The following is a 25,580-nucleotide window of genomic DNA, read 5'->3' on the forward strand; positions in this document are numbered from 1 at the left end:
AGTGTTCTAGCTTTTTTTGTTAGAATGAATATAAAGGAGTCGTTAGAATGAATGAAAGAAAAACAAGAAAGCATCCATCGTATACAATTGATGAGAAAAACAAGATTGTAGAACTGTATTTAAGCAAAGAGAAAACACAGCGTCAAATACTTAGAAGTTTTGATATTGTTCATAGTCAATTAGATTTATGGGTAAAACAGTATCGAAAGCATGGCACTTGTGTAGATCGTAGAGGAAAAGGTACGAAAAAAGATATACCAAACAAAGGTAGACCTAAGAAGCTTAACTTGGACATCATGAGTAAAGAAGAACTGTTAAAATATATCAAAAGTGGTGAAGACATAAAAAAAGCGGTAGCCTACCTAAGAACGCGCGAGAAAAATACCAAGTCATAGACCAATTAAAGGATCGTTATTCTATCATCTATCTCTGCATGAGGATGTCATGTTCAAGAAGCGGTTACTATGAATGGATTCGCTTAGGTAGGCCAAAATATAAAGCGTTCAATGAATTGCTTAACCATCAGATTGTTAGTCTCTACCATAAAGATAAAAGATGGGGCATAGAAACAATTCAAATGAAATTAAAGAAAATACACGGCGTCTTTACCACGAAGAGCACCGTGTATCGATACATGAAACTGAATGGTATTCAGTCTATTATCAGACGAAAGAGAAAAAGATATAGCAAGGTCAACCATCATCGCATTCCTAATCTCCTTCAAAGAGATTTTACCACAAAAATGTCAAATCAAAAGTGGAGTATAGATGTTTCTTATTTGCCCACAACACAAGGAACCATCTATTTGTGTGCGATAAAAGATCTCTATGATAAATATATTGTCAGTTACAAAGTTTCCGAAAGAAATGATTTGAAACTAGTCATGGATACTTTAAAACAAGCAACAAGAACCGTACCCAGAAATTATCGCAAAGGATTAATACTGCATTCTGATCAAGGTACCGCATTTGTTGGACAAACTTACCATAGGTGGTTGAAAAGACATTGGATAAAACATAGTGTATCAGCAAAAGGCAGCTGCGTAGATAATTGTCCAATAGAATCTTTCTTCAGTCAATTTAAAAGTGAATGTATGCATCTTCATCATCAAATCACAATAAAACAAATGAAAACACTTGTCGATTCTTACATCACATATTACAATGAAGATAGACAAAGTAAAATAATAAAAGAGTTGACACCTCTACAATTGAGAATGTCAACTCTTCCTAGCCTTTTTTAATTACTGTCCATATTTAGCAAACAGTTTCTATAGGGCGCTTTTATCATAATTTAACATATTGATTACATATATCTAATAGTGTTTTGAATCCCTGTTCTAAGTCGCCAAGACTTATACCTGCGTATCCGACAACAAGATGAATATCCTCTGATAAATTCTCATGAATGTTTATATAAGCTTTCACACCTGAAACCTTTATACTATTAGATTTTAATATTTGAATGAACTCATTTTCGCTCTTATAGGATCTAAATGATAAGATGAAATGGAGCCCAGACTCATAACCATTGATACTCATACGAGGTTCGTTTTTCATCATACTTAAAATGATATCAAGTTTTTGCTTGTATACCTTCATCATCCGGTGTAAGTGTCTAGTAAATGATCCTGTATTCATAAACTTATATAAAATATACTGTTCAAAATTTGGAACTGTGCATCTATGATAATTTGATATTTGATCAAATGATTTCAATAAACGTTTAGGTAGGACAACATAAGCAACTCTAAATGAAGGTGCTAACGATTTAGAAAATGTATTCATATAAATCACTTTATCTAAAGTATCCAATCCCTTGATAGCTTCTATCGGCTTTCCTTGGTATTTAAACTCACTATCATAGTCATCTTCAATAATGTATCTTTCCTTTTTCTCATACACCCAGTTGAGCAGTTCCTTTTTTCTCTGAATACTCATGGTGACACCTAAAGGAAACTGATGAGACGGAACAACATGTATGACGTTGATTTTAGACTTTTTCAACTCATCAACAATAAGACCATTTTGATCGATGCCAATCATATCCACTTCGATATCTAAGGTGTTTAATATATGATAGATTTTTGGATATGCCGGATCTTCGATACCATATATTTGCTTTCTTCCTAAAAGTTCGATAACAACACTTAATAATTGTGTACTACTCGAACCTATAAGTATTTGTTTAGGATCTATTTCTATACCTCTATAAATATCTAAATGTTTGGCTATTTCAACACGTAAATCATATAAACCCATAGGATCTACATCATTGAGCATTTGATGGTGCTGTTCCGATAAAACTTCTCTCGCTAATTTTGCCCACACTTGATTTGGAAAAAATTCGGTATCAACATGACTTGTACTAAAATCATATCGATATGATTCTCTTTCTTTTTCCTGGAATCGATAATCTTTAACATCTTTATTAGGTTTAAATAGAACCACTTTTTTTCCTACAAAATACCCTTTTTTTTCAATACTATAAACATATCCTTCATCCATTAATTGCACATAAGCTTTTTCAACAGTTAAAGGACTTACCTTAAACTGTTCAGCAAGTTTTCGTTTAGAAGGCATGATGTCGTTTTCGTTTAAAATATCTTTTTCGATTAAATGTTTTAAGTGTTCATAAATTTCTTCATATAAATACGTTTTTTTATATCCCATCATCTCACCACCTGGTATATATATTTTATCATAATCTGGTTATTCAAGTATACCAGTTTACTTGTTATACTATACATGGAAAATAAAGGAGGTCATATCATGAATAAAGAAAGATTTAAATTAAACAAAGAACTTGCACAAATGTTAAAAGGTGGTGTCATCATGGATGTATCTACACCTGAACAGGCTAAAATAGCTGAAGCTGCTGGAGCGGTAGCTGTCATGGCACTAGAACGTATCCCTGCAGACATTAGAGCTGCTGGTGGCATTTCAAGAATGAGCGATCCAAAATTGATTAAAGAAATTCAAAAAGCTGTGTCTATTCCAGTGATGGCAAAAGTTAGAATTGGTCACTTTGCAGAAGCACAGATTCTAGAAGCTTTAGAAATTGATTATATCGACGAATCAGAAGTTTTATCCCCAGCTGATGATTTATATCATATCAACAAACATGAATTTAATGCACCATTTGTATGCGGAGCTAAAAATTTATCTGAAGCTTTAAGAAGAATTTCAGAAGGTGCATCTATGATTAGAACAAAAGGTGAACCTGGTACTGGTGATATTATTCAGGCTGTACGTCATATGCGTTTAATTCAAAAAGAAATTAGAGATATCGCAGCTTTAAGAAAAGATGAACTTTTTACATTACAAAAGACAATGGGTATATCCATGGATTTAATTGAATATGTTCATGAACATAAAAAACTACCAGTTGTAAATTTTGCTGCCGGTGGTATAGCAACACCTGCTGATGCAGCACTTATGATGCAACTTGGCGCTGAAGGAGTGTTTGTTGGTTCAGGTATCTTCAAATCAAACAATCCTAAAAAGCGTGCAGAAGCTATTGTTAAGGCTGTTACAAATTACAATAATCCAAAAATCTTAGCTGAGGTATCAGAAGATCTTGGAGAAGCTATGGTTGGTATCAACGAAGATGAAATTAAATTAATCATGAGTCAAAGAGGCATCTAATGAAGATTGGTATTATGGCACTACAAGGCGCATTCATAGAACACAAAGAAAAATTAGATGCGCTTAATATCGATAACTTCTTCATTAGAAATCTCGAAGATTTAAAAAGAGATAAAGATGGTTTAATTCTTCCCGGTGGAGAATCAACAGCAATGTATAAACTTCTTAACGAGTTAAAAATGTTTGATACATTAAAAAGTCAAATCAATGAAGGTCTTCCAACATTTGGGACATGCGCTGGACTTATTCTTCTAGCAAAAAATCTGACAAATCAAGAATATGCATTTTTAAAAGTTATGGACGTGACTGTAACAAGAAATGCTTATGGCAGGCAATTATCCAGCTTTATCACCACGGGATTATTTAACAAAATTGAAATCCCAATGGTTTTTATAAGAGCACCATACATTGAACATGCGCATAAAGATGTAGAGATACTATCTGTTGTTGATGGTAAGATCGTCGCTGCTAGACAAAATCATTTATTAGGCACTGCATTTCATCCTGAATTAACTGATGATTTAACTATCCATAAATATTTTGTTTCTATGATTGACATAGAACAAAAGTAATTTTAAAATTACTCCTTTAAAACGACACCTTACCCAAATAGGTAAGTCCGTTTAGGCGTGTTCCAACCTCTAAACCCTGTCCCTAAGGCATCAGGCTTACATTTTCTAATCATATTTAATGAGGCATTTAAATCTGCATTAATTAAAGTGCCTTTTTTACTTTCATAAAGTCCTCTTTTAATTCTTCTGCCAGAATACTCTTTTTGATGAAATACATCTTGATCAATAAAAGATGCCACTGACGTGTATGACTCATTGATGACTTGATATGAAATATCATTTGCTTCTGCTAAAGATATGATTCTATCTCTTAATCGTGCGATTGGGATCGATTTAAACCACTGATTATTTTTCTTACTTGTTTTCGCATCTTTAAACCCTTCATTATATCCGATGATGATTTCTTTTACATGTTCTTTTTTAGAATGTTCAATAATCAATTTAGCTGCTTTATATATCCCATAAGACATTTGATGGTTTCTTTTTTCCATCAATGAAATCATTCTTTTTGTAAGTACATGTTGGTTTTCTCTTAAAGAAGCTAGCTTTGATATACGTTTCCAATATCTTTGATTCATACTTTTTAATCTCAACCCGTCGACTAATAGATGATGCCCACTCGTTACTGCACACATGGCTAAGTTATTATATCCAAAGTCAATCCCCATCACTTCTTTTTTAGTGTTATGCTCATTGGTTACATCATCATCTTCATAAACATGTATCACTTCGATGTACTTGCCATCATATTTTTCTTTGATGGTGATTTCTTTAATTCGTTTGTTTGATATACATTTAGGTGTGTCTATCTTTAATGATAATGTTTCAATTTCTAATAATGATAATGCATGTTTGGATAACTGTTTGGATATATCTTCAAAGTCTTTAGATATCTTTTTAATAAAATGTCCTCTAGGCAGTATATACTCATGATCATTTGGTTTATAGACCATTCGATCAACAAGTGAGAAAAAGCCATCTTTTTTTAAGTATCTAGGTAGTTTTACTTTTTTACTTTTCTTTGATCTCATCGATCCAAAAAAAGCTTTCATGGCTTCATCAACTTTTTTTATAACTGACTGTCCCAACGATGTTGATAAGGTTCTATAATGGATGCTATCTTTTAATAATTTGTAATTATCAACATAGCTTAAATATGTTCCATATTCAAAATAATGTTGTCTAACATGATACAAGGCTTGATTGTATAAATGCTTGGCTTCATGCATTAGAAAAAGTAAGAATTTTTTCTCATTTTGACTTAAATATAACTTCGTTTTTATGGCTTTGTAGCGCATGTAAGTCCCCCCTTTCATCAAATGTTTACTATATATCTATTTTACCATTTTTATACATATGATAAAAGGTTGAAATAGAATTTCCTATTAAGCAAAAAAAGCCTTAGGATATCGCCTAAGGCTTTTGTTTTACTTTGATGACTCAATCATTAATTTCACTAAGTTATTAGAAAACTCAGTTGGATCCTCAATTGGTAAACCTTCGATAAGCATCGCTTGATGATATAAAAGTGATGCGTACTCATCAATCTTATGACTATCTTTTTGATAAACACTTTCTACTGCTTTAAATAAATCATGGTCAGGATTAATTTCTAAAATCTTCTCAGCCTTAATATCTTGTTGATTAGGCATAGACTTTAAAATCTTTTCCATCTCTAGACTTAATCCTTCACCAGAAACTAAACACACAGGTGAATCTTTAAGTCTTGCAGTTAATTTAACATCTTTAACTTTATCTTTTAATGCTTTCTTCAATGCTTTTAAAATGTCTTTATGTTCTTTTTCTTTTGCTTTTAAATCTTCTTTTTTAGTATCATCTATAAAATCAGCTTCACCTTGTTGAACTGATTTAAATGGTACTTCTTCATAACTATTTAATATTTGAATCATGAACTCATCTATTTCATCAGTAAATAGTAAAACTTCATAACCCTTCTCTTTCATCATATCCATTTGTGGAAGATTTAAAATACTTTGTTTTGATTTACCAGTCGCATAATAAATCGCTTTTTGATCTTCAGGTTTTCTATCAACATACTCTTTAAATGTGACATAATCATCTGATTGAGATGTCTTAAACATAATCAAGTCTTTTAAAGTATCTTTATGAATTCCAAATTGATCATACACACCATATTTCAAATTATTCTTATATGCTTCATAAAATTCGATATAACTTTCTCTTTCGTTCTTAAGCATACTTTCTAACTCACTCTTTATTTTCTTTTCTAAGTGAGAAGCAATTTTTTTAACTTGTCTATTTTGTTGAAGTAACTCTCTTGAGATATTTAAAGATAAGTCCGCAGAATCTACCAAGCCTTTAACAAACTTAAAGTGATCAGGGATTAAATCTTTATTCTTATCTTGGATAAACACACCTTTTGAATAAAGTTGTAATCCTTTTTCATATTTTTCACTATAAAAATCATATGCTGGTTTTTTAGGGATGAAAAGTAGTGCGGTATATGTTAACATACCTTCTACTTTAGTGTGAATAACTTTTAAAGGATTTTCATAATCATTAAATTGATGTTTATAAAAATCGTTCATCTCTTCATCTTTAATATCTGATTTTTGTCTTTTCCAAATTGGAATCATTTGGTTCAATGTTTCTTTTTCTAATTTAGGTTTCTTATCATCACCTTTATCAACCATAATGTTAATTGGATATCTGACATAATCAGAATACTTTTTAACAAGGGATCTTAGTGTATAAGTCTCTAAATATGTTGAATAATCCTCTTCGTTTTCTTGATCATCTTCATGTAGATATAAAACAATTGTTGTTCCTACATCTTCTTTCTCGATTTCATCAATCGTGTAAGAAGACTCACCTTTTGAGGACCATTTATAACCTGTATTTGAATAAGGGCTTCTAGTAAAAACTTCTACCTTATTAGATACCATGAATGCTGAATAAAACCCTACCCCAAACTGACCAATAATATCAACATCTTGTTTTTCTAATTTTTCTAAAAATTGTTTAGACCCACTTTGAGCAATGGTACCTAAATTTTCAACAAGTTCTTCTTCAGTAAAACCTATACCATTATCTTTAATGGTCAATGTTCTATCTTGTTTATTTGGTTCTAGCCAAATTTCATAATCAGTTGATGATACTTTATCATCAGTAAGTGATACATAATGTCTCTTATCGATTGCATCACTTGCATTTGAAATCAATTCTCTTAAAAAGATTTCCTTTTGTGTGTAGATTGAATGTGTCATTAAATGCAATAATTTCTGTGATTCTGTTTTAAATTGTTTTGTTTTTGACATTTTATCGCCTCCATTAAAAATTGTAGTAAATTTAGTTATCTATGTCAAGATTTTTGTGCAATCACATCGATTTCAACGAGTCCATCTTTCGGTAATTTCGATACTTCTATCGTTGATCTTGCAGGTTTATGATCTTTAAAGAAATCTTGATAGATTTCATTAACAATTGAAAATACAGATAAGTCTTTTAAATATATCGTCACTTTACAAACATCAGTGATTTTAAAATCAGCTGAACTCAAAATTGATTCAATATTTTTTAACACCTGCTTTGTTTGTCCTTCAATATCGTTTGATACAAAATTTTGTGTCTTAGGATCAATGCCTAATTGTCCTGAAGTGTATAATGTTTTTTGCTCTAAAATTGCTTGGCTATAAGGACCTATAGCCTCTGGGGCATCTTTTGTGTGTACATATTTCATATCGTTTTCTCCTTTGGTATTCTTGTATTCATTTGATTTTTGTAAATAAACTGTCTTGAATATAAAAATTCAGTAACAAAATTGATGATCATTGTTCCACCTAATACAACATACTCATTAACTCCTAAATCTACAAATGCATCACCCCACCATGTTGATAGTGGCGTGAATATCAAATAGAATATTAATATTTTAGTCATTGCGATGGGTACATTATTAGCAGATTTAAAAGTAAATCTACGATTAAATGTAAAGTTCCATAAAACTGATAGTGTTAATGCTGTTAAATAAGCTGGCCAATAAGGGACATGTATCAACTCAAAAATCAGTGTGAAAGAGAGAATCTGTATAACTCCCGCTGATATGGAAAATCCTGTAAACTTTAAAAATTGGATGATATCTTCATTTTTTATTTTCATTTGATTTTTACAATGTTGATTTGCTCCTTGATTTCAGTTTCATGTTCTATATCTGCAATATAAGATAAACTTACATATGTCGCCTCAAGAAGTGCATTTTCTAAAGCCATTTTATACTTAGCACTTAAAAACCCTGCAAGTAATGCATCGCCAGCTCCAACCGTTTGGTGAACTTTGATATCAGGAACTGTAATTTTGTATTGATAATCCTTTGATACATAAAGACTACCTTTTTTACCTAAACTCACAATCACTTCTGAAACACCTGAATCAATGATCTTTAATGCTTCTTCAATAATTTCATCATCTGTTTTTAATTTTTTACTCGTATAATACTCTAACTCCTCTAAATTGGGCTTAATGATATCCGGACTAGCAGTAAGTCCAACTTTTAACCATTCTTTAGACGTATCTAAAACAATCTCTCTACATAACGGCTTTAACGTTTCAATCATAACTTTATATACATCTACTTCATAATTAATTGGTGCACTACCTGATATGATAAGCACATCGTTCTTTTTGATGATTGACTTTAATAAAACAATGAGTTCATCCATTTTTGTTAAATCTATTGGAAGTCCAGCTTCATTAATCTCATATGTAGATGACTCTTTTTGATCAAATATTTTCAAGTTTTCTCTTGTCTCTTCTGGTACACGAACAAACTGATGATCAATGTGTAATTTAGACATCGCTTTTTCAATGAACTTACCATTAGTCCCACCAACAAAACCAGTCACGAACGTTTTTTCTTCTAGTTGTTTTAAAACTTTTGAAATATTAATACCTTTTCCACCTGCAACCTTTGTTTTTCTTAGCAATTTTACATGCTTGTCAACTTTTAAATGATTAACATCTAACATGACATCGACTGCTGGATTCAATGTAACCGTGATAAACATCTAAAACACCCCTTATATCTATTATAGTACTTTCTTTAAGATAATTAAAGCACACAATAAAGTACTAAAATTCATTTTTGTGTTTGAAATATTCTCACACAGAACAAAAGTAATTTAAAAATTACTCCTTTAAAACGACACCTTACCCAAATAGGTAAGTCCGTTTAGGCGTGTTCCAACCTTTAAACCCTGTCCCTAAGGCATCAGGCTTACATTTTCTAATCATATTTAATGAGGCATTTAAATCTGCATTAATTAAAGTGCCTTTTTTACTTTCATAAAGTCCTCTTTTAATTCTTCTGCCAGAATACTCTTTTTGATTAAATGCATCTTGATCAATAAAAGATGCCACTGATGTGTATGCCTCATTAATGGCTTGATATGAAATATCATTTGCTTCTGCTAAAGTTATGATTCTATCTCTTAATCGTGCGATTGGGATCGATTTAAACCACTGATTATTTTTCTTACTTGTTTTCGCATCTTTAAACCCTTCATTATATCCGATGATGATTTCTTTTACATGTTCTTTTTTAGCATGTTCAATAATCAATTTAGCTGCTTTATATATCCCATAAGACATTTGATGGTTTCTTTTTTCCATCAATGAAATCATTCTTTTTGTAAGTACATGTTGGTTTTCTCTTAAAGAAGCTAGCTTTGATATACGTTTCCAATATCTTTGATTCATACTTTTTAATCTTAACCCGTCGACTAATAGATGATTCCCACTAGTTACTGCACACATGGCTAAGTTATTATATCCAAAGTCAATCCCCATCACTTCTTTTTTAGTGTTATGCTCATTGGTTTCATCATCATCTTCATAAACATGTATCACTTCGATGTACTTGCCATCATATTTTTCTTTGATGGTGATTTCTTTAATTCGTTTGTTTGATATACATTTAGGTGTGTCTATCTTTAATGATAATGTTTCAATTTCCAATAATGATAATGCATGTTTGGATAACTGTTTGGATATATCTTCAAAGTCTTTAGATATCTTTTTAATAAAATGTCCTCTAGGTAGTATATACTCATGATCATTTGGTTTATAGACCATTCGATCAACAAGTGAGAAAAAGCCATCTTTTTTTAAGTATCTAGGTAGTTTTACTTTTTTACTTTTCTTTGATTTGACCGATCCAAAAAAAGCTTTCATGGCTTCATCAACTTTTTTTATAACTGACTGTCCCAACGATGTTGATAAGGTTCTATAATGGATGCTATCTTTTAATAATTTGTAATTATCAACATAGCTTAAATATGTTCCATATTCAAAATAATGTTGTCTAACATGATATAAGGCTTGATTGTATAAATGCTTGGCTTCATGCATTAGAAAAAGTAAGAATTTTTTCTCATTTTGACTTAAATATAACTTCGTTTTTATGGCTTTGTAGCGCATGTAAGTCCCCCTTTCTTCAAATGTTTTCTACACTTCTATTTTACCATTTTTATACATATGATAAAAGGTTGAAATAGAATTTCCTATTAAGTAAAAGGGACTGTAAAGAAATGAAGAATTAATCTTCTTCATGGACTACATCGTCCTTTTTTCTTTAAAATTGTGGATAACTCTCCAAAAACACCTATTTTTGAGCATACTAAAAAGAGATTAGCTAAAATCTTTAGTTTTCAACTAGAAAATTATTCTATGATTCTATACTTTTTCTTATGATATTTTGCTAAATTATACCCGATTGCGATGAGCGTAAGCTCAAACTTAACATTTTGAATGCCACGACGTTTAAATCTTCTAAATTTCATAGCCTCTTTGATGACGCCAAATGCCCCTTCAACTTGTATCGAACGTTGTGTTCTAAGTTCAATACCTAATGGTGATGTTAAGTTTTTGATCACTTCTTTTTGATAGGCTATATTTTCATCATTGACTTCTTTGGTTTTACCGTTTGGTAACTGATAGACATCATTGCCTCTGTGATTATGAAATAAGTAAGTTAATCTTTCGCCATTTTTTGCGATGTAATCTTTTTTGTCTTTGATTAAATCATGAGAGAAATACGGGTCATTCATTCTTTTCTTATCTAATGTATCTTTGCTATACATACTGTATTTTTGATATAACTGCATATTGCATGCTGTAATATATCTATAGTTCATCAATCCCCCATATCCTGCATCAGCTACAGGATATAATGGATATCTGCCATATGCTTTCTTATAGCCTTCTAAAAAGGGGATTAATGTTTGATAATCATTTCGATCTTGATAAATATCTAAGTGTAGGATGTATTCATCAGATACGCCAATTTGTACATTATACCCCGGCTTTAACTGACTATTTCTCATATGGTCTTCTTTCATGTGCATAAATGTCGCGTCATGATCAGTTCTTGCACAGGAGTTTCTATTGGGACCTATCGTTTTGATAAAATCATTATATTCAAGTAGCTTTAAATGATAGTCTTTTATATGTTCATAATCCCTTTGTAGAACTGTTTTTCTTTGTCCTTTCCCATATACAAACTGTGTCCCTTGTTTTTCAAGTTCACGTGTTAGAAAGTCTAGAATCCTTTTTAGATATTCTACTTCATAGATGTCATATACTGGAAAAAAGATATCCATCTGTTGATAGGTATCATTGAGTGCTTTGATCTGTTTGGTGATTTTTTTATATAATTTATCTCGGAATTTTTCTAATGACTTTTTCCAGATAAAGGTGTATTTGTTTGCGTTCGCTTCAATCTTTGTGCCATCGATATAGAGTTTCTCTATATCTATGCTTTCTTCTTGAATCAAAAATTGATTCAGATCATAATAAATAGCTTCTAGATTCTTAATTAAATAGCGATCCATAAAATCTTTAATCGCTTGATGCGTTGGTTGTAGTTCATCTGTTAACCACAGGATACGTATATCATTTCTTGCTGCTTTTTCCATCGCTCTTAAACTTGTGATGTTTTCCATCTGGCAAAACAGGATCAATTTGAGCATATTGACTGGATCATAACCGATTCTTCCTCTTGGATCTCTTTCGGTTTTTAAGTACTTTTTGACCTCCATTTTTGAAAATACTTCGTCAAATGTTCTTACTTCACTATCAAATGGTATTAAAATACCTGTAGATAGTGGTAATTTTAACTGTTTTGCGTTAAAATAAACTTGGTGAAATTGAGTGTTTGTCATACTTCAATTATACCAAAAAACCGGGTCTTTTAGGAGACTCGGTTTTTGTTTAGGTCTGTTTTATTTATTTACAGGCCCATCTCTTTTATATACTTAAAGTTTAATCTTTTTCTACCTTCTTAAATAAAGTATGATATCCTTCTGCACCGTAAGTCAGTGACTTTGCAACTCTAGATATAGTTGCTGTTGAAGCTTTAGTTTCTTTAACAATATCTTGATAAGAATGTTTTTCTTCTAACATCTTCGCCACTTTCAACCTTTGTGCCATGTCGAACACTTCTTTAATCGTACAAAGATCTTCGAAAAAACGGTAGCACTCTTCTACTGTTTCAAGTTTTAACATCATTTCAAACAAATCATCTATATCCTTATTTGCAAACTTTGATCTATAGCTCATCATAACACCTTCTTTGCTTTATTATATCATCAAACTAAATTTTTTCACATAAGAAAAAAGTCTCACACTGAGACTTTAACGACTAAATGAAATCAACTTCAATGTTCCCTTTAAATGCTTTTGAATATGGGCAGAAGTTTTTTGCCATTTCAATGTACTTGTTTTGTGTATCTTCATCAACACCTTTAACTCTCGCTTCAACAACTAATTTGAATCTAAACCCTTCGTTTTCGATCATCATGAGTTTCGTTTCAGCTTTAACATATAAATCATCATATTTAACCTTATCGTTTTGCAGTAAATACTCCATTGAACTAGCAAAACAAGAACTGTAACCCACAGAAAATAATTCTTCTGGATTGGTTCCTTCTAGTCCTTTACCACCCATTTCGATAGGTTTAGCAAGTTTATATGTTATACCGCTTTGGGTATCTTTGATTTCACCGTTTCTTCCACCATATGTGGTTGCTGTTCTTGAAAGAAATTCTTTCATCTTTTCACTCTCCTTTTGCACTCTAATTATAACACTTCCTGAAAACCATTCAAAAGATATCGCTTTTAAAGTATAATAGATATGAAAGGATGTGATCATTTGAAAGAATTTCGTGTAGCGATTAGAGATATCGTTTCTTTTTTATATGCAAGTGGAGATTTATCAAGTGAAACCTTTCAAAACGTCTCAGCGTTAGAAGGGACTAAAGCACATCAATATGTTCAAAACAGATATACTTCTGATGATAAAAGTGAAGTCTCTATCTCTTATATGTATGAAAAAAATGATCATCTGCTTTTTTTAAATGGTCGTATCGATGGACTCATCAAAGATCATGATGATTATTTATTGGATGAAATCAAATCTACTAGGAAAAATATATTTGATGATGATTTTTCATTTAATCAAGAACACTTGGCACAACTTAAATTTTATGCCTATATGTACATGAAAAACGAAGAACTAGATCAAATCGAGGGTAGAATCTCTTATATTCAAATATCTGATTATCAAATCAGATATTTTCCCTTTACCTTTTATCTTCGTGATTTAGAAGTATTTATTAGCGAATCTATTTCTGAATATCTAGAATGGATTTATATCATTGAAAACTATCAAAAAGAAAAATTTGATTCCATATCATCTTTATCATTCCCATTTGATACTTACCGTCGTGGGCAAAGAGAGATGATGGCTGCTGTATATCAAACTATCAAAGATAAAGATATACTTTATGCAATCGCACCTACAGGTATTGGAAAAACGATGGCATCATTATTCTCATCCATTAAAGCACTCGATAACGACAGACAAAAAATATTTTATTCAACTGCTAAAACTCAAGGAAAGTCAATTGCAATAGATGCAATCAATATATTAAGACAAAAAGGATTAACCATAAAAGCTTTAGAAATCACCGCAAAGGACACAACATGTTTTTTAGAGAAAAGAAATTGTGATCCAAATATTTGTCCTTTCGCAAAAGGCTTCTTTGATCGTTTGAAGGATGCTACTATTGACATTTTTTCAAACGCAGATATGTTAGATAGATCAACCATAGAATCCTATGCTAGAAAACACGAGATTTGTCCATTTGAATATAGTTTGTATGTGTCTTATTTTGTAGATATCATCATCTGTGATTACAATTATGTATTCGATCCTAGAGTTCATCTTGTCAGATACTTTGATGAGTTCAATTATCAACCTCTTTTACTAGTCGATGAGGCACACAACATGATTTCTAGATCTAGAGATATGTATAGTGCAACTATCTATAAATCTGATTTAATCAAATTAAGAAGATTAGGTAGTAAACTTAAGCCCTCGATTAAGCATGCAATAAAAAGAGTATTAGATGCGCTTCAAATCTACGAAGAAAGACTTGAATATGCTTATTTCTTGTCAGATAAAGATTTAGATGAAGTTTTGTATGATACTGTAAGAAATCTACTCACAAAAATAGAAAACAGTTTAAAAGAAAATCCAAAATATAACAACAAAACCCAAATATTAGATATATATTTTACATTTCTAGCATTCATAAAAATCTATGATTATTATAGTGATACTTATTTAACAAACATCTACAAAGATCAAGATGACGATCTCATCATCGAGCTTAGATGCTTAGATGCTTCAAAATATATTTTAGATACCTTGGTAAACAAAGCATATGGTTCAACTTTTTTTAGCGCAACCCTTCATCCAATTGAATACTATAAAAAGTTGATCAGTCAAGACGTCGGAGAAACCCTGAAAATTAAATCCCCCTTCCCGCCAGAAAACCTTAAACTTGTATTGTATAACTCAATATCAACACGTTTTAAAGATCGGTCAGATTCCATTCATGAAGTTGTTCAAATCATCTTAAGTACAATCAATGAAAAAAGCGGCAACTATATCGCATTTTTTCCATCCTATCAATATTTAAATCAAGTTTATGATATCTTATCAAATCATGACATTGAAATCATTTTACAAGAACGAGCGATGAATCACGAAGAAAGACATCAAACAATAAACATCTTTAAATCGGATAGCAATCAAACAAGACTTGGGTTATTTGTAATGGGTGGGATGTTTTCCGAAGGTATAGATTATATTGGTGACATGCTATCAGGTGTCATTGTTGTTGGTGTAGGACTACCTATGATTAATGAACTCAACAATCAACTCAAAGACTACTACGAAAAAACTTTTAACAAAGGATTTGATTATGCTTATCAATATCCTGGCATGAACAAAGTCATTCAAGCAGTAGGACGCGTCATCAGAACACCCAACGATCGCGGAGTAGCAATTCTAATTGACGATCGCTTTGATACACCTTACTATAGGAAACTCTTCCCTATCGAATGGAAAACATATGAACGTATATCTTCACAACATAAATTAAAAATATCTTTAAATAAATTTTGGAACAAATAATAAAAGGGTCGTTCACTGAACGACCCTTTTTTACGACTTTTAATTAAGGGATTATGATCTGATGTGCCCCATCAGTAATATACCACTGGAACATGTAATTTAGTGAATCTAACCATAAATACCCTTCAATAGTGAGTTCACTACCAACTTGGGCATTTAATTCAGTATTAAATGCATCATAATCACTAGGAACAATCTCAATACTATAATATTGATTACCATAATAACCACTTACAAAATACTCATCAGACTGAATATAATACGTATACCCATCAGAATATAAAGTACCTGTAATCTCAACATATAAGTAAGCATTGTCTTCATCTAAATACTCTAGATTCATGATATCTAAAAAATCAACGACAACAGGCGTTTTAACAACTGTTTGCCCACTTTGAAGTTCATCAACGACAGCACCTAAATCAATGTAACTCACTACACCCATATCATCTTCAAATAGCGTTGAGCCAATTACTCTGACTTCGTCACCAATACTTAAATCCAAGTCAGCATATCCAAATGTTGCCCAATCATTAATATAAACTTTAGTTGCATGAGTACCATCATCAATCATAAAGTAATAAATATCAGTTCCATCATAAATGATTTGGTTGATAACGCCAACTGTTTGAACATATGTACCTTCAGGAACACGTAAAGTTTCTTTAATACTCATATCAGTTCTTGGATGAATCGTTAACTGAATCGTTGTTTGTCCTGTAGCAAGCCCGTCTTGTGAAGTCACAGTAACCAATATATCAACAACTGTTTCAACATCAACAATATTTAACAGCATATGATTAAGATCGATATAAGCTGCATCTAGTGGATCTACTAATTCATATGCTATGGTCGTATAATAGAATGGATCTCCTAAAGGTAGGTCATCTTCAATCATCATACCTGATTTTAAATGTAGGTCTCCTAAATATTGATCAATGAGTAAAATAACTTCATCAACACTATCTTGCCCAGCAAGTGGTATTAAATCAAGTACATCTAAAGTGCCAAATGTATCAAAGACCATATACTCATCTCTAACAAGTTTAGTTGAAATGAATCCACCGATTTGAACATATGCATCCATATAATCAAATAAATCTTCTCCACCACTCCATCCAGCTAATCTTAAATAAATCATCTTACTATCATCAGTTAATGTAAACATTTCAAGGTATGGATCATAACCTAACTTACCACTAACAGCAAGCGGTTGTTCATCTATTGGATTTAAGTCATAATCATTGATGTATAAATCATTAATAGTCACTGGTGTATAAGTGATACTTGAACTACCATATGAAGTTGTCAATAAGTAAATATTATATGTGTAATCTGCTTTACCACTGATTAATGATTTTTGACCAATCAGTAATATTTGATCACCTGGATTCACATAACTATATCCGTAGCTTTCTAAATAATACACCTTATCTTCGATCAGTAAGTAGTAATATCCAAATCCACTCATTAAAACTTCTGCTTCTAAAACGATTTCTTTCGTGCCTTCTTCAACAGCAAATAGATCAGCAAGAGTCACTGCAGTAAATCCATTTAAGTGAACCTTAAGGATCATTTCTTTTGTAATACCATTATAAGAAACTTCAAGATTAAGCTCAATGATTTGATCTTCTCCAGTAAGTTTTGTAGAAAAAGCATTGCTATAAAACTCAATAAATTCTCCACCACTCACAACACTATATGTCATGGTCATACCTGGATAACCTTTACTAAATATTTGATTTAATCCTGGTAATGAAACCCATTCAAATGGCATACGTATTGGATTATAACTTTCAAACTGCATCACAACTCGATCAAGTGCCATCATAACAACTTCTTCATCTGTGTAACCGTCTAATTGAATTGAGTTAGAACCATCGTATTTATAATCATTGAGCATGATGGTTAAACTTGTTTCATCGTATAATGAGTTCACTCCGAAAACGAATCCATCGATTGCAACTTGATATCCAACATATTGACTTAATACTGGCCAATATGCATCTGTCATTGAAATGAGAACATGATGTGTACCATCATTGATCACGAATGCTCTTGTTGAATCAATATAAATTTCTTCTACGACACCACTTACATTTACTGGTGTACCATAAATGGTAGTATTTGTCATATCTAGAGCAAGTAAATCTGATATTGTTTCTTCTGTAAATACATATGAGACTGTTTCATTTCTTGCATAGACAGAAATTGCATTAAAGTCAATTTCGTAACGATTTTGAATCACAACAGCTTTTCCGCTAATCTCTAAAGTATCACCGATTAATCCATACATACCATAATCATATAATTGATAATAAACATCATAATCGAGGGTTACATAAACAATACCTGTTGTATCATCAATCAGTAATATATGTTGATTATCTATAGACTCAATGACACCAACAACCATACCTCTTATCGTATAGGCATTTAATGGATCAGTAACCATATCTGCGATTGTTGAAATAACGACAGATGATGATTCATTATTGAGAACTGTCATGGTAATATTAAATGTTTCAGTTTCAACTCCAAACTCAATCGTCACATCCACGCTAATTGTTTCATCAGATTCAACCGAACCAATATAATCATAGATGATATCAAGCGTACCGTTTATATCATCAAGTGGATTCATTGTAAAGATACCATCTTTAAATAATCGATAAGCTTCATTAAAGTCGAAATACGATTGTTCTTCAACAGGTTGTTGGTAAACATCTAAGATATAAGCTTTTGCGATCGCTAGTTTTTCTAAATCTGTGTAACTAGAAACCAATACATCTCCTTCAAATCCTAAATATCTCAATACAAAACCATAATAGTAATCATGTGTATGTAAGATTGCTCGAAGTGTGACCATTTGTCCTTCATAAAGCATAAGTTCATCTTCAGTAAGTTGATCTGGAAACTCTATGACAACTTGTCCATAAACAGTTTCTAATATCATAGAATAGTTACCATAAGCAGTAACAAGATGACCTTCAACTTCAATCCATTGATTATAAATGCTGTAATCTTTTGAATTCAGATTGACTAAAGTTTCCATATCATATGTTTGATATGTATAAGTAACAGGTTGGTCAGTCTGAATGATGTCTAATACAAAATTATCTGATCCATAATTACTTACAAATCTTAGTGTATTATTGTATGTGCCTAGATATACATTAAGTAAAACTTCATCACCTTTTCTAACACCTGGAAGTGTTTCAGCAATTAAGAACTCATTACCTAATCCATCTGAGATATAACTATACATAGGATGCCAATAAGTAATCACACCTTGAATGACATATTGTCCATACATATACTCTCCTGGAATTTCCGCCAGTGGAGTGATTTCAAGCGCATGAAGTGTTGATGTAATAGTCAAGACTGCACTTGCATCACCTTTCGTAATGGTTGCAGTCATAGATATTGGCACATCAACTAAACTATAGGTAAAACTTTGACTTTCCATATCGTAATGATCAATCATGTCTTGTGATAATTCCCAAGTAATGCTTGCGCCTAGTTCAGGGTGATATGGATAAAGTGGGAAATAATCAAATGCATAAAACTCGATGTTTTCAAACTGATACATTGCTGATTGCTTAATGGTATCAACAAGTTCTTGATCAGTATATTCAGGAATTCTAATATCTTCTCTAATACCTTCATAAAGTAATACCATAGATTCATGACTCATACCGATATAACCTTTGATATAAACTTCTAAGTAACCATATTGCATGAGTTTTTCGAAACCTGAATATGTTGATGATTCAACTGTTAACTCATAGATGCCATCAACTAATCTAGAACCATGATAACCCATAAATGATTCTAATATATAACCTCTAACTTCTATATACTGTCCGTATACTGTAGGATCAGTCAAATCAAGACTGTTAATTTCTTCTAAAGTCATAGGTGTTGGGACAAGATTAAGTTCATTTTCAGTTGAAATAATATCTAATATCTCAAATCCCATATTTTCTTTACTCAAGACGACTATGTTGCCTTCTAGTCTTCTTTTAACCGTAACAATCAAGCGATCGCCAATTCGAAGATTATCATCATTATAAGCAAATACAGAACCTGTATCATCTTTTAATAGTGCATGTCCCATTTCTGTTGTTGAGACAACAATAACATCAAGTGTATAAGTGGCACCCTCTATACCAGTTAAAAGTTCTACAACTGTTTGTGTATAAAGCGGAATTACTGTAACACTAATTGTTATTGTGTCTGTGACGAGTGGATCTGCTTGAGACGTAAATGTTACTTCAAAATCAATCACTGTTACATCATCTACATCTATAAACATTTGTGCTGTATGATCGTAATAGACTGCGTTGTCACCAACTGCTTGATAAGTCACAAATGTAAATCCTAGTGGGTCAGCATCAGGAATAAAGAATGTTGTCTCTTCCATATACTCATCTTCAAATCCGAATGTTGTAAACAAGTATTGAATGAGCATAACTTTTTCTAACTCTGTGAATGGATTAGCTACAACACTGACTAAAGAAAGTTCGTAATAGCCTTTATCAAATACAAGAACAAAAGTCATTTGAACTCTTTCCATAACTAAGGCTTCGAGTTCAGCTGTTCTTGTTAGATTATAAGAAGGACCGTACAAAGAAATACCCTCTAGTGATACAGTATCAAGTAATGCATATTGACCATCTTCACTGAACAATATACCTTCAAATTGATATAAATTATGAATGTATGAAGTAGAAGGTATACTTAAATCTTCGATATCAGCAAATGGAAAATCAAGTGCAACTTTAGGTGTATTTCCTGAAGAATCAACAGTCACATGTGTAATGTTTGTAATATACGGAATATCTCCATCAAATGCTAACTCACCAGTTATAGTAACCATATCATTAAGATCAACACCTGTATGATCACCCATGACATATACATAACTTGTATCATCATAAATATAGAATCCTAAAACTGTTTGATCATTTTCACCATAAACAATACCTGTAACAGTAACAATCGTTCCAGATGGTTGATTTAGCTTAACAATCAAAGAATTCGGATCTGTTGCATCAATCCAATATGCATATAGTGTAATATTCTCATCTGGCATTTCGTCAAATACGAACGGTTGTGTATATCCACTATCTAAATACCAACCTCCAAAAATATAGTCTTGTTTTGTCGGTTCAGTTGGTTCTGTAATTGGTGCCATGAACAGATGAGATTCACTGACGACTGCACTTCCACCCATGGAATCATAGGTAATCGTATATGTTTTAATTTGCCATTTCGCATAAACTACTGTCATACCTGCTGGCATGTTGGTATCATCAAAACTTAATGTAAGTTCAACATCTTTATACCAACCTAAAAAGTCATAACCTGATTTGGTTGGTGTTGGAAGAGTGATTGTAGAACCGGTAAGTTCAACTAAATCATCAAGCTCATCTCCACCTTTAGTGTCGAACTTAATCGTAGATGCTGCAGCTTCCCATTTCGCATATAATGTTATATCAGCATTTGGATATGTTGTAAGATCATTCACTTGTGTAAGTGCTTCATCTTTATACCAACCAACGAATGTATATCCTAATTTTTGTGGGTCAATCGGTAGGATAATCGCAGATTCATATAATCCAGTAGTTGGTGTAACAAGTGAGCCCTCATTTGAATCATAAGAAATTGTAATTTCATTTCTTGTATAATACACAACAACTTTTGCTGTTCCATCTGCTTCAACAAAAGTATCTAAATCATTTAGATCATTACTAGCATCATAAGTAAAACCTGAAACAACACCTGGTGTATGTGTATAAGTAGATGCTGTAAATGCTGTTGTGTTTTGTATTTCTTTTAGCTCATATACACCGTCAGTTAAAGTTTCTACATATATTTCAATATCCACATTCACTAATGCTGGATCCCATTTTGCATAAATCGTAATACCATTTAGTGGCATTGTAGTGATTGTGTACGCTGTTGTTAAAGTTTCATCACTATACCATCCAGCAAATGTATATCCTTCTTTTGTTGGTGCAGTCACATCTGGTATATCTAACTCATATCCTAGTTCAATGGGATCAATTGTTGTTCCACCATCTGTAACAAATGTCATGGTATATACAATTGGACTCCATTTTGCATATAATGTAATACCGCCTGATGGCATTGTACCAAATACATAAGGATCTGAAGTTAAAGCTTCATCCGTATGCCAACTTTGGAAGTTATATCCTTCCTTTGTTGGATTTTCTGGTGCAGTAACTGTTGATAAATATAACGCTTCAATTGTTGTTATTGTAGATCCACCATTAGAATTAAAAATGATTTGATAGGTTTTAGGTGTCCACTTCGCATACAACGTTAAATCATTTTCAGGCATTACAGTCGCTGTAAATGCTGTTGTTAATCCTGAGTCAGTATACCAAGCATCAAAGTTATAATCAGCTTTAGTTGGTGTTGGAAGTGTCGGTATAGTTTCACCTGCTTCTAACTCAAGAGCAGCAACACTACTACCTCCATTGCTATTAAAAGTGATGGTATATGTCACAATAACTTCTTCCCATTTAGCATATAATGTGACATTATTTTCAGGAATGGTCGTAAAAGTATAAGGTGTAGTCAATGCTTGATCACTATACCATCCTTCAAATGTGTATCCATCTCTGGTTGGTGCTGAAGGTTCTCCTAATGTATCACCTGGAACACCCACAATAGCAGTAACACTACTACCCCCATTGCTTTCAAAAGTAATGGTTACTGTTGCTTCCTCATCCTCTATCCATTTTGCATATAAGGTAGGGCTTTGATTTGTCAGTAACCCTGCAATTGCAAACGGATCTGTCAGTCCTTCATCAAAAAACCAGCCGTCAAACACATAACCATCCCTGGTTGGTTCTGGCAGGTTTATGTTAGATGTATCCGCATCAATAACTAAATCATCAATCTCACTACCACCATTGGAGTTAAACGTAATGGTGATCTCTTCGGTGCCTGTACAAGCAGCCAACGAAAAAAGCATAAACATCAAAAACATTATGCTTACAAGTTTTCGCATATCCAATCCTCCGCATCCTTTTTAGAGCATTTAGGACAAAAATGCAGACAAGAGCAATATTTCTCGTCTGCATTCGGATGTAGTTATTTATGTATAAAGCTCTTTACTCTATATTACAATATTCTTAAGAATTTTGCAATATAACTATGTAGTTTTTCCTTTAATAAGGCAACTATGCTTTATTTTTAAATAAAATATTGCTATTCATTACAGGTAATATATAAGGCGGGACATTTGAATTTGCTGTCACCGTAGTTACTAAAGCTCTGATATATGGATATAAAACGGAAGTTGCATTGGTTTTTGCGATCGGATATAATTTTTCATCTTCCCATCTAGTGAACAAAAATTTACCAGATATCTGAACATCCATAAAAAATGGAATCGCATTATTCGGATCATCAAAAGATACAGATAAAGACATTGTAAATGTGTTATCATCGATCCTTGTCATCTCTCTATCAAATTTTGGTGTAACTTTGATTTTCGGATGCTCTTTTACATCAAAACTTTTGTTCAATATAAATGATACTTTATCAACTGAGTATCCAATCAACCGAATTAATATATTTTGATTTTGTTCCATCATACCCCTTCTTTCTATGGTAACTCTAAGTATTCAACAATTTTTAATATAACATCTTCTTTATCCAAAAACTCGTTATGTGCTGTATGATCAACAACATAAAACTCATATAAATCATCAAATGCAAAAGACAACTTCTCTGATAGCTCAAATGGTATCGTCATATCCGTTTTTGATGCGATAATCAGTGGACTGACATCTACATCTTTTGCATAGGTCATGGAATCAAATTCTTCAACAACAAGTTTGGATAATATGCCTTTAAACATAGGGAGATGCGCATTAAAGATATCTGTAATGTTGGAATATGGTGCAATTAATATCAGTCCCTTAATATCATACTGAGATGCTATATAAGTTGCTACTCCAGTGCCTATGGAATATCCATAAACATAGATATTGTTTTGATCGACATAATCCAAGTTAGAAACATACTCATAGACTTTTTCACTCATTTGAATCATAGCATCATCATTTGTTTTTCCATCGCTTAATCCATAACCTGGATAATCGATCATAATAAACTGATAGTCTTCAAAATGAGTAAAAAAATGTTCTTTGTACATACGATAAAATGTTTGAGCTGATGATTCACCATTACCTGCAAAATAAATAATGGTTGGTAGTATCTTTTCTTGATTGATCTTTCCGAATCCTTGATAGGTTAGATTTGAATCTACATCTTCAATTTGATAAGTTTCATATAGATCTAACTCCATAAGCTTCTCATAAGCGAAAGTGCTATGATTCGGATGATACAGCAATAGGGGTTGAGCCTTAATGATTAAAAAGGATAAAGTTATCAATACTATCAATAGCACAAAGACAATCTTCATATAAGGATGATGATTCATTTTAAATAAATATCTTATCCTAAACTTGGGTAATCCCTTTTGCTTTCTAATGGTTTTGATGATGTGATAAAGTACTAATATAGAAACATATATGATTGCCCATAACCTTGTCATCATAAGTAGTTCTATATACCAAGGTGCACGATATACCTCATCATAACTCAGCATACTCAAATATAATTGATATCCCCAATAAATGAAAATCATCCATACGAAAATTTTTAATATATACTCGACAATTTGTAGAGTCTTAAATGTTTTAAGTTTCATAATCTTTAATGAGTTCATCCATCAAATGTGGATGATGTATATCAAATTTGAATAGCGTGTCAATTTCATCCTTATTAACATCAGAAAGTGCTTTTGGCTGATAATCGAATGCTTTATCTTTATCAACCAATAAGGATCTTACACCTTCTTTAAAATCATGAGTGTGTATGACTTGTTCACTTAGAAGTTGCTCAAATTTAAAACACTCAAACAAAGATAATTTTTGTGTTCTTTTCAACATTTCTAATGTGAAATTCATTGCGGTAGGTGACATTTCTAAAAACTTACTTCTCAACTCTACCTCAAATGGAATATCTAAATCAATAGAATCAAACATATCCATAATTGTATCTTTAGAAAATACTTTTTCAATTGATCTCACATGAGTTTCAATAATCGATGTTTGAATATCCTGAGCAGCGTAAAGTTTTAAAAACATTGATAATTGCTCATGTGTTCCTATGGCTTTAAAAGGGTGTTCAAAAAGGGTGTTTTCAATGTTTTCCCACAAGTCATGTTTAATCACATAATCCGCAATATTTAAGTAGACTAAATCACTATCTGATAAAACAGGTCCAAGAATACCCATATACCTGCCGACATGATGAGGTATTTTGTTCAAAAAATAGCTAGCTCCAACATCCGGGAAAAATCCGATTTTTGTTTCTGGCATTGCTAGTTTTACATGTTCTGAAACCACCATATGTGAAGCTCCTATAGAAAGTCCAACACCGCCTCCAAAGACATAACCATCAATAAATGTTAATATAGGTTTTGGAAAGTTTTGGATCATATAATCCAGCGTATATTGCTTAGAAAGATATGTTCTTGGATAAACTAAGTCGCCCTTAATGCTATGCTCATATAAAGATTTTACATCTCCACCAGCACAAAAAGATTTTGGATGATTAGATGATAAATAAACCATATAAATATCATCATTGGTCTTCCATTTGACCAATTGATTACTAATAACTTCTATCATTTCTAATGATAAAGCATTTAAAGCACTTAATCTATTTAGTTTAATCCATCCAATATGATTTTTCACTTCAAGAATTACTTGATCAGTAGTCATCATACATATT

General features: G+C 32.0%; 19 protein-coding genes. 5 read left to right on the forward strand and 14 right to left on the reverse strand.

Annotation, left to right across the window (positions count from 1 at the left end; translation table 11 throughout):
• Positions 1 to 47: 47 nt before the first annotated feature.
• Together BK011_10080 and BK011_10085 are read left to right on the forward strand one after the other, a co-directional pair.
• The gene (locus BK011_10080) at positions 48 to 395 is read left to right on the forward strand and encodes a hypothetical protein (protein AUD66018.1); all 348 of its coding nucleotides are present in this window, start codon (positions 48 to 50) and stop codon (positions 393 to 395) included.
• Positions 392 to 1,243: a hypothetical protein gene (locus BK011_10085; protein AUD66019.1), complete on the forward strand. Its 852-nt coding sequence runs from the start codon at positions 392 to 394 to the stop codon at positions 1,241 to 1,243. Before BK011_10080 ends, BK011_10085 begins: the two co-directional genes overlap by 4 nt.
• A 43-nt stretch (positions 1,244 to 1,286) precedes the next feature.
• On the opposite strand, the gene BK011_10090 is transcribed toward BK011_10085, so the two are convergent.
• The gene (locus BK011_10090) at positions 1,287 to 2,672 is read right to left on the reverse strand and encodes a hypothetical protein (GenBank protein ID AUD66020.1); all 1,386 of its coding nucleotides are present in this window, start codon (positions 2,670 to 2,672) and stop codon (positions 1,287 to 1,289) included.
• 99 nt (positions 2,673 to 2,771) lie between these two features.
• On the opposite strand from BK011_10090, the gene BK011_10095 reads away from it, so the two are divergent.
• Positions 2,772 to 3,647, forward strand: coding sequence for a pyridoxal biosynthesis lyase PdxS (locus tag BK011_10095; GenBank protein AUD66021.1), 876 nt, complete (start codon positions 2,772 to 2,774; stop codon positions 3,645 to 3,647).
• Positions 3,647 to 4,219, forward strand: a complete 573-nt coding sequence (locus BK011_10100; protein ID AUD66022.1) for a glutamine amidotransferase subunit PdxT — start codon at positions 3,647 to 3,649, stop codon at positions 4,217 to 4,219. The genes BK011_10095 and BK011_10100 overlap by 1 nt, the downstream gene beginning before the upstream one ends.
• A 29-nt stretch (positions 4,220 to 4,248) precedes the next feature.
• Here BK011_10100 and BK011_10105 read toward each other — a convergent pair whose 3' ends face one another.
• The 9 genes from BK011_10105 to BK011_10145 form a co-directional block, all read right to left on the reverse strand.
• Positions 4,249 to 5,517, reverse strand: a complete 1,269-nt coding sequence (locus BK011_10105) for a hypothetical protein (GenBank protein ID AUD66023.1) — start codon at positions 5,515 to 5,517, stop codon at positions 4,249 to 4,251.
• A gap of 129 nt (positions 5,518 to 5,646) precedes the next feature.
• Positions 5,647 to 7,518 (reverse strand): molecular chaperone HtpG, encoded by a 1,872-nt coding sequence (locus BK011_10110; protein AUD66024.1) that lies wholly within the window; start codon positions 7,516 to 7,518, stop codon positions 5,647 to 5,649.
• 44 nt (positions 7,519 to 7,562) lie between these two features.
• On the reverse strand, positions 7,563 to 7,940 hold the full coding sequence (locus BK011_10115) for a hypothetical protein (GenBank protein AUD66025.1): 378 nt from the start codon (positions 7,938 to 7,940) through the stop codon (positions 7,563 to 7,565).
• Positions 7,937 to 8,359: a polysaccharide synthesis protein GtrA gene (locus BK011_10120; GenBank protein ID AUD66026.1), complete on the reverse strand. Its 423-nt coding sequence runs from the start codon at positions 8,357 to 8,359 to the stop codon at positions 7,937 to 7,939. Before BK011_10120 ends, BK011_10115 begins: the two co-directional genes overlap by 4 nt.
• On the reverse strand, positions 8,356 to 9,264 hold the full coding sequence (locus tag BK011_10125; protein ID AUD66027.1) for a hypothetical protein: 909 nt from the start codon (positions 9,262 to 9,264) through the stop codon (positions 8,356 to 8,358). The genes BK011_10120 and BK011_10125 overlap by 4 nt, the downstream gene beginning before the upstream one ends.
• A 142-nt stretch (positions 9,265 to 9,406) precedes the next feature.
• Positions 9,407 to 10,675 carry a hypothetical protein gene (locus BK011_10130; protein AUD66028.1) on the reverse strand — a complete coding sequence of 423 codons (1,269 nt, stop codon included), beginning with the start codon at positions 10,673 to 10,675 and terminating at the stop codon, positions 9,407 to 9,409.
• A gap of 242 nt (positions 10,676 to 10,917) precedes the next feature.
• A complete protein-coding gene (locus BK011_10135; GenBank protein AUD66029.1) occupies positions 10,918 to 12,417 on the reverse strand; it encodes a hypothetical protein in 1,500 nt (499 codons plus the stop codon).
• Between the two features lie 100 nt (positions 12,418 to 12,517).
• Positions 12,518 to 12,814, reverse strand: a complete 297-nt coding sequence (locus BK011_10140) for a TrpR-like protein YerC/YecD (GenBank protein AUD66030.1) — start codon at positions 12,812 to 12,814, stop codon at positions 12,518 to 12,520.
• Positions 12,815 to 12,896: 82 nt separating this feature from the next.
• Positions 12,897 to 13,307: a hypothetical protein gene (locus tag BK011_10145; GenBank protein AUD66031.1), complete on the reverse strand. Its 411-nt coding sequence runs from the start codon at positions 13,305 to 13,307 to the stop codon at positions 12,897 to 12,899.
• An 81-nt stretch (positions 13,308 to 13,388) separates the two neighbouring features.
• Here BK011_10145 and BK011_10150 point away from each other — a divergent pair, with 81 nt between their 5' ends.
• Positions 13,389 to 15,737: a hypothetical protein gene (locus tag BK011_10150; protein ID AUD66032.1), complete on the forward strand. Its 2,349-nt coding sequence runs from the start codon at positions 13,389 to 13,391 to the stop codon at positions 15,735 to 15,737.
• Positions 15,738 to 15,780: 43 nt separating this feature from the next.
• Here BK011_10150 and BK011_10155 read toward each other — a convergent pair whose 3' ends face one another.
• The 4 genes from BK011_10155 to BK011_10170 form a co-directional block, all read right to left on the reverse strand.
• Positions 15,781 to 22,782 carry a hypothetical protein gene (locus tag BK011_10155; GenBank protein AUD66033.1) on the reverse strand — a complete coding sequence of 2,334 codons (7,002 nt, stop codon included), beginning with the start codon at positions 22,780 to 22,782 and terminating at the stop codon, positions 15,781 to 15,783.
• Positions 22,783 to 22,954: 172 nt separating this feature from the next.
• Entirely contained in the window at positions 22,955 to 23,368 is a 414-nt protein-coding gene (locus BK011_10160) for a hypothetical protein (GenBank protein ID AUD66034.1), read from the reverse strand.
• Positions 23,369 to 23,382: 14 nt separating this feature from the next.
• Complete coding sequence (locus BK011_10165; GenBank protein AUD66035.1) at positions 23,383 to 24,510, reverse strand: hypothetical protein; 1,128 nt, start codon at positions 24,508 to 24,510, stop codon at positions 23,383 to 23,385.
• Entirely contained in the window at positions 24,482 to 25,573 is a 1,092-nt protein-coding gene (locus tag BK011_10170; protein ID AUD66036.1) for a hypothetical protein, read from the reverse strand. Before BK011_10170 ends, BK011_10165 begins: the two co-directional genes overlap by 29 nt.
• Positions 25,574 to 25,580 lie beyond the last annotated feature (7 nt).

Source organism: Tenericutes bacterium MZ-XQ (assembly GCA_002838205.1).
Classification (GTDB): Bacteria; Bacillota_I; Bacilli_A; order Acholeplasmatales; family Acholeplasmataceae; genus Mariniplasma.

Coding starts and splice junctions, on each gene's coding strand:
- BK011_10090 (AUD66020.1), bottom strand. CDS start 2,672: ATGGGATATAAAAAAACGTATTTATATGAAGAAATTTATGAACACTTA.
- BK011_10170 (AUD66036.1), bottom strand. CDS start 25,573: ATGATGACTACTGATCAAGTAATTCTTGAAGTGAAAAATCATATTGGA.
- BK011_10155 (AUD66033.1), bottom strand. CDS start 22,782: ATGCGAAAACTTGTAAGCATAATGTTTTTGATGTTTATGCTTTTTTCG.
- BK011_10165 (AUD66035.1), bottom strand. CDS start 24,510: ATGAACTCATTAAAGATTATGAAACTTAAAACATTTAAGACTCTACAA.
- BK011_10105 (AUD66023.1), bottom strand. CDS start 5,517: ATGCGCTACAAAGCCATAAAAACGAAGTTATATTTAAGTCAAAATGAG.
- BK011_10110 (AUD66024.1), bottom strand. CDS start 7,518: ATGTCAAAAACAAAACAATTTAAAACAGAATCACAGAAATTATTGCAT.
- BK011_10130 (AUD66028.1), bottom strand. CDS start 10,675: ATGCGCTACAAAGCCATAAAAACGAAGTTATATTTAAGTCAAAATGAG.
- BK011_10145 (AUD66031.1), bottom strand. CDS start 13,307: ATGAAAGAATTTCTTTCAAGAACAGCAACCACATATGGTGGAAGAAAC.
- BK011_10120 (AUD66026.1), bottom strand. CDS start 8,359: ATGAAAATAAAAAATGAAGATATCATCCAATTTTTAAAGTTTACAGGA.
- BK011_10160 (AUD66034.1), bottom strand. CDS start 23,368: ATGGAACAAAATCAAAATATATTAATTCGGTTGATTGGATACTCAGTT.
- BK011_10135 (AUD66029.1), bottom strand. CDS start 12,417: ATGACAAACACTCAATTTCACCAAGTTTATTTTAACGCAAAACAGTTA.
- BK011_10115 (AUD66025.1), bottom strand. CDS start 7,940: ATGAAATATGTACACACAAAAGATGCCCCAGAGGCTATAGGTCCTTAT.
- BK011_10125 (AUD66027.1), bottom strand. CDS start 9,264: ATGTTTATCACGGTTACATTGAATCCAGCAGTCGATGTCATGTTAGAT.
- BK011_10150 (AUD66032.1), top strand. CDS start 13,389: ATGAAAGGATGTGATCATTTGAAAGAATTTCGTGTAGCGATTAGAGAT.
- BK011_10095 (AUD66021.1), top strand. CDS start 2,772: ATGAATAAAGAAAGATTTAAATTAAACAAAGAACTTGCACAAATGTTA.
- BK011_10100 (AUD66022.1), top strand. CDS start 3,647: ATGAAGATTGGTATTATGGCACTACAAGGCGCATTCATAGAACACAAA.
- BK011_10140 (AUD66030.1), bottom strand. CDS start 12,814: ATGAGCTATAGATCAAAGTTTGCAAATAAGGATATAGATGATTTGTTT.
- BK011_10080 (AUD66018.1), top strand. CDS start 48: ATGAATGAAAGAAAAACAAGAAAGCATCCATCGTATACAATTGATGAG.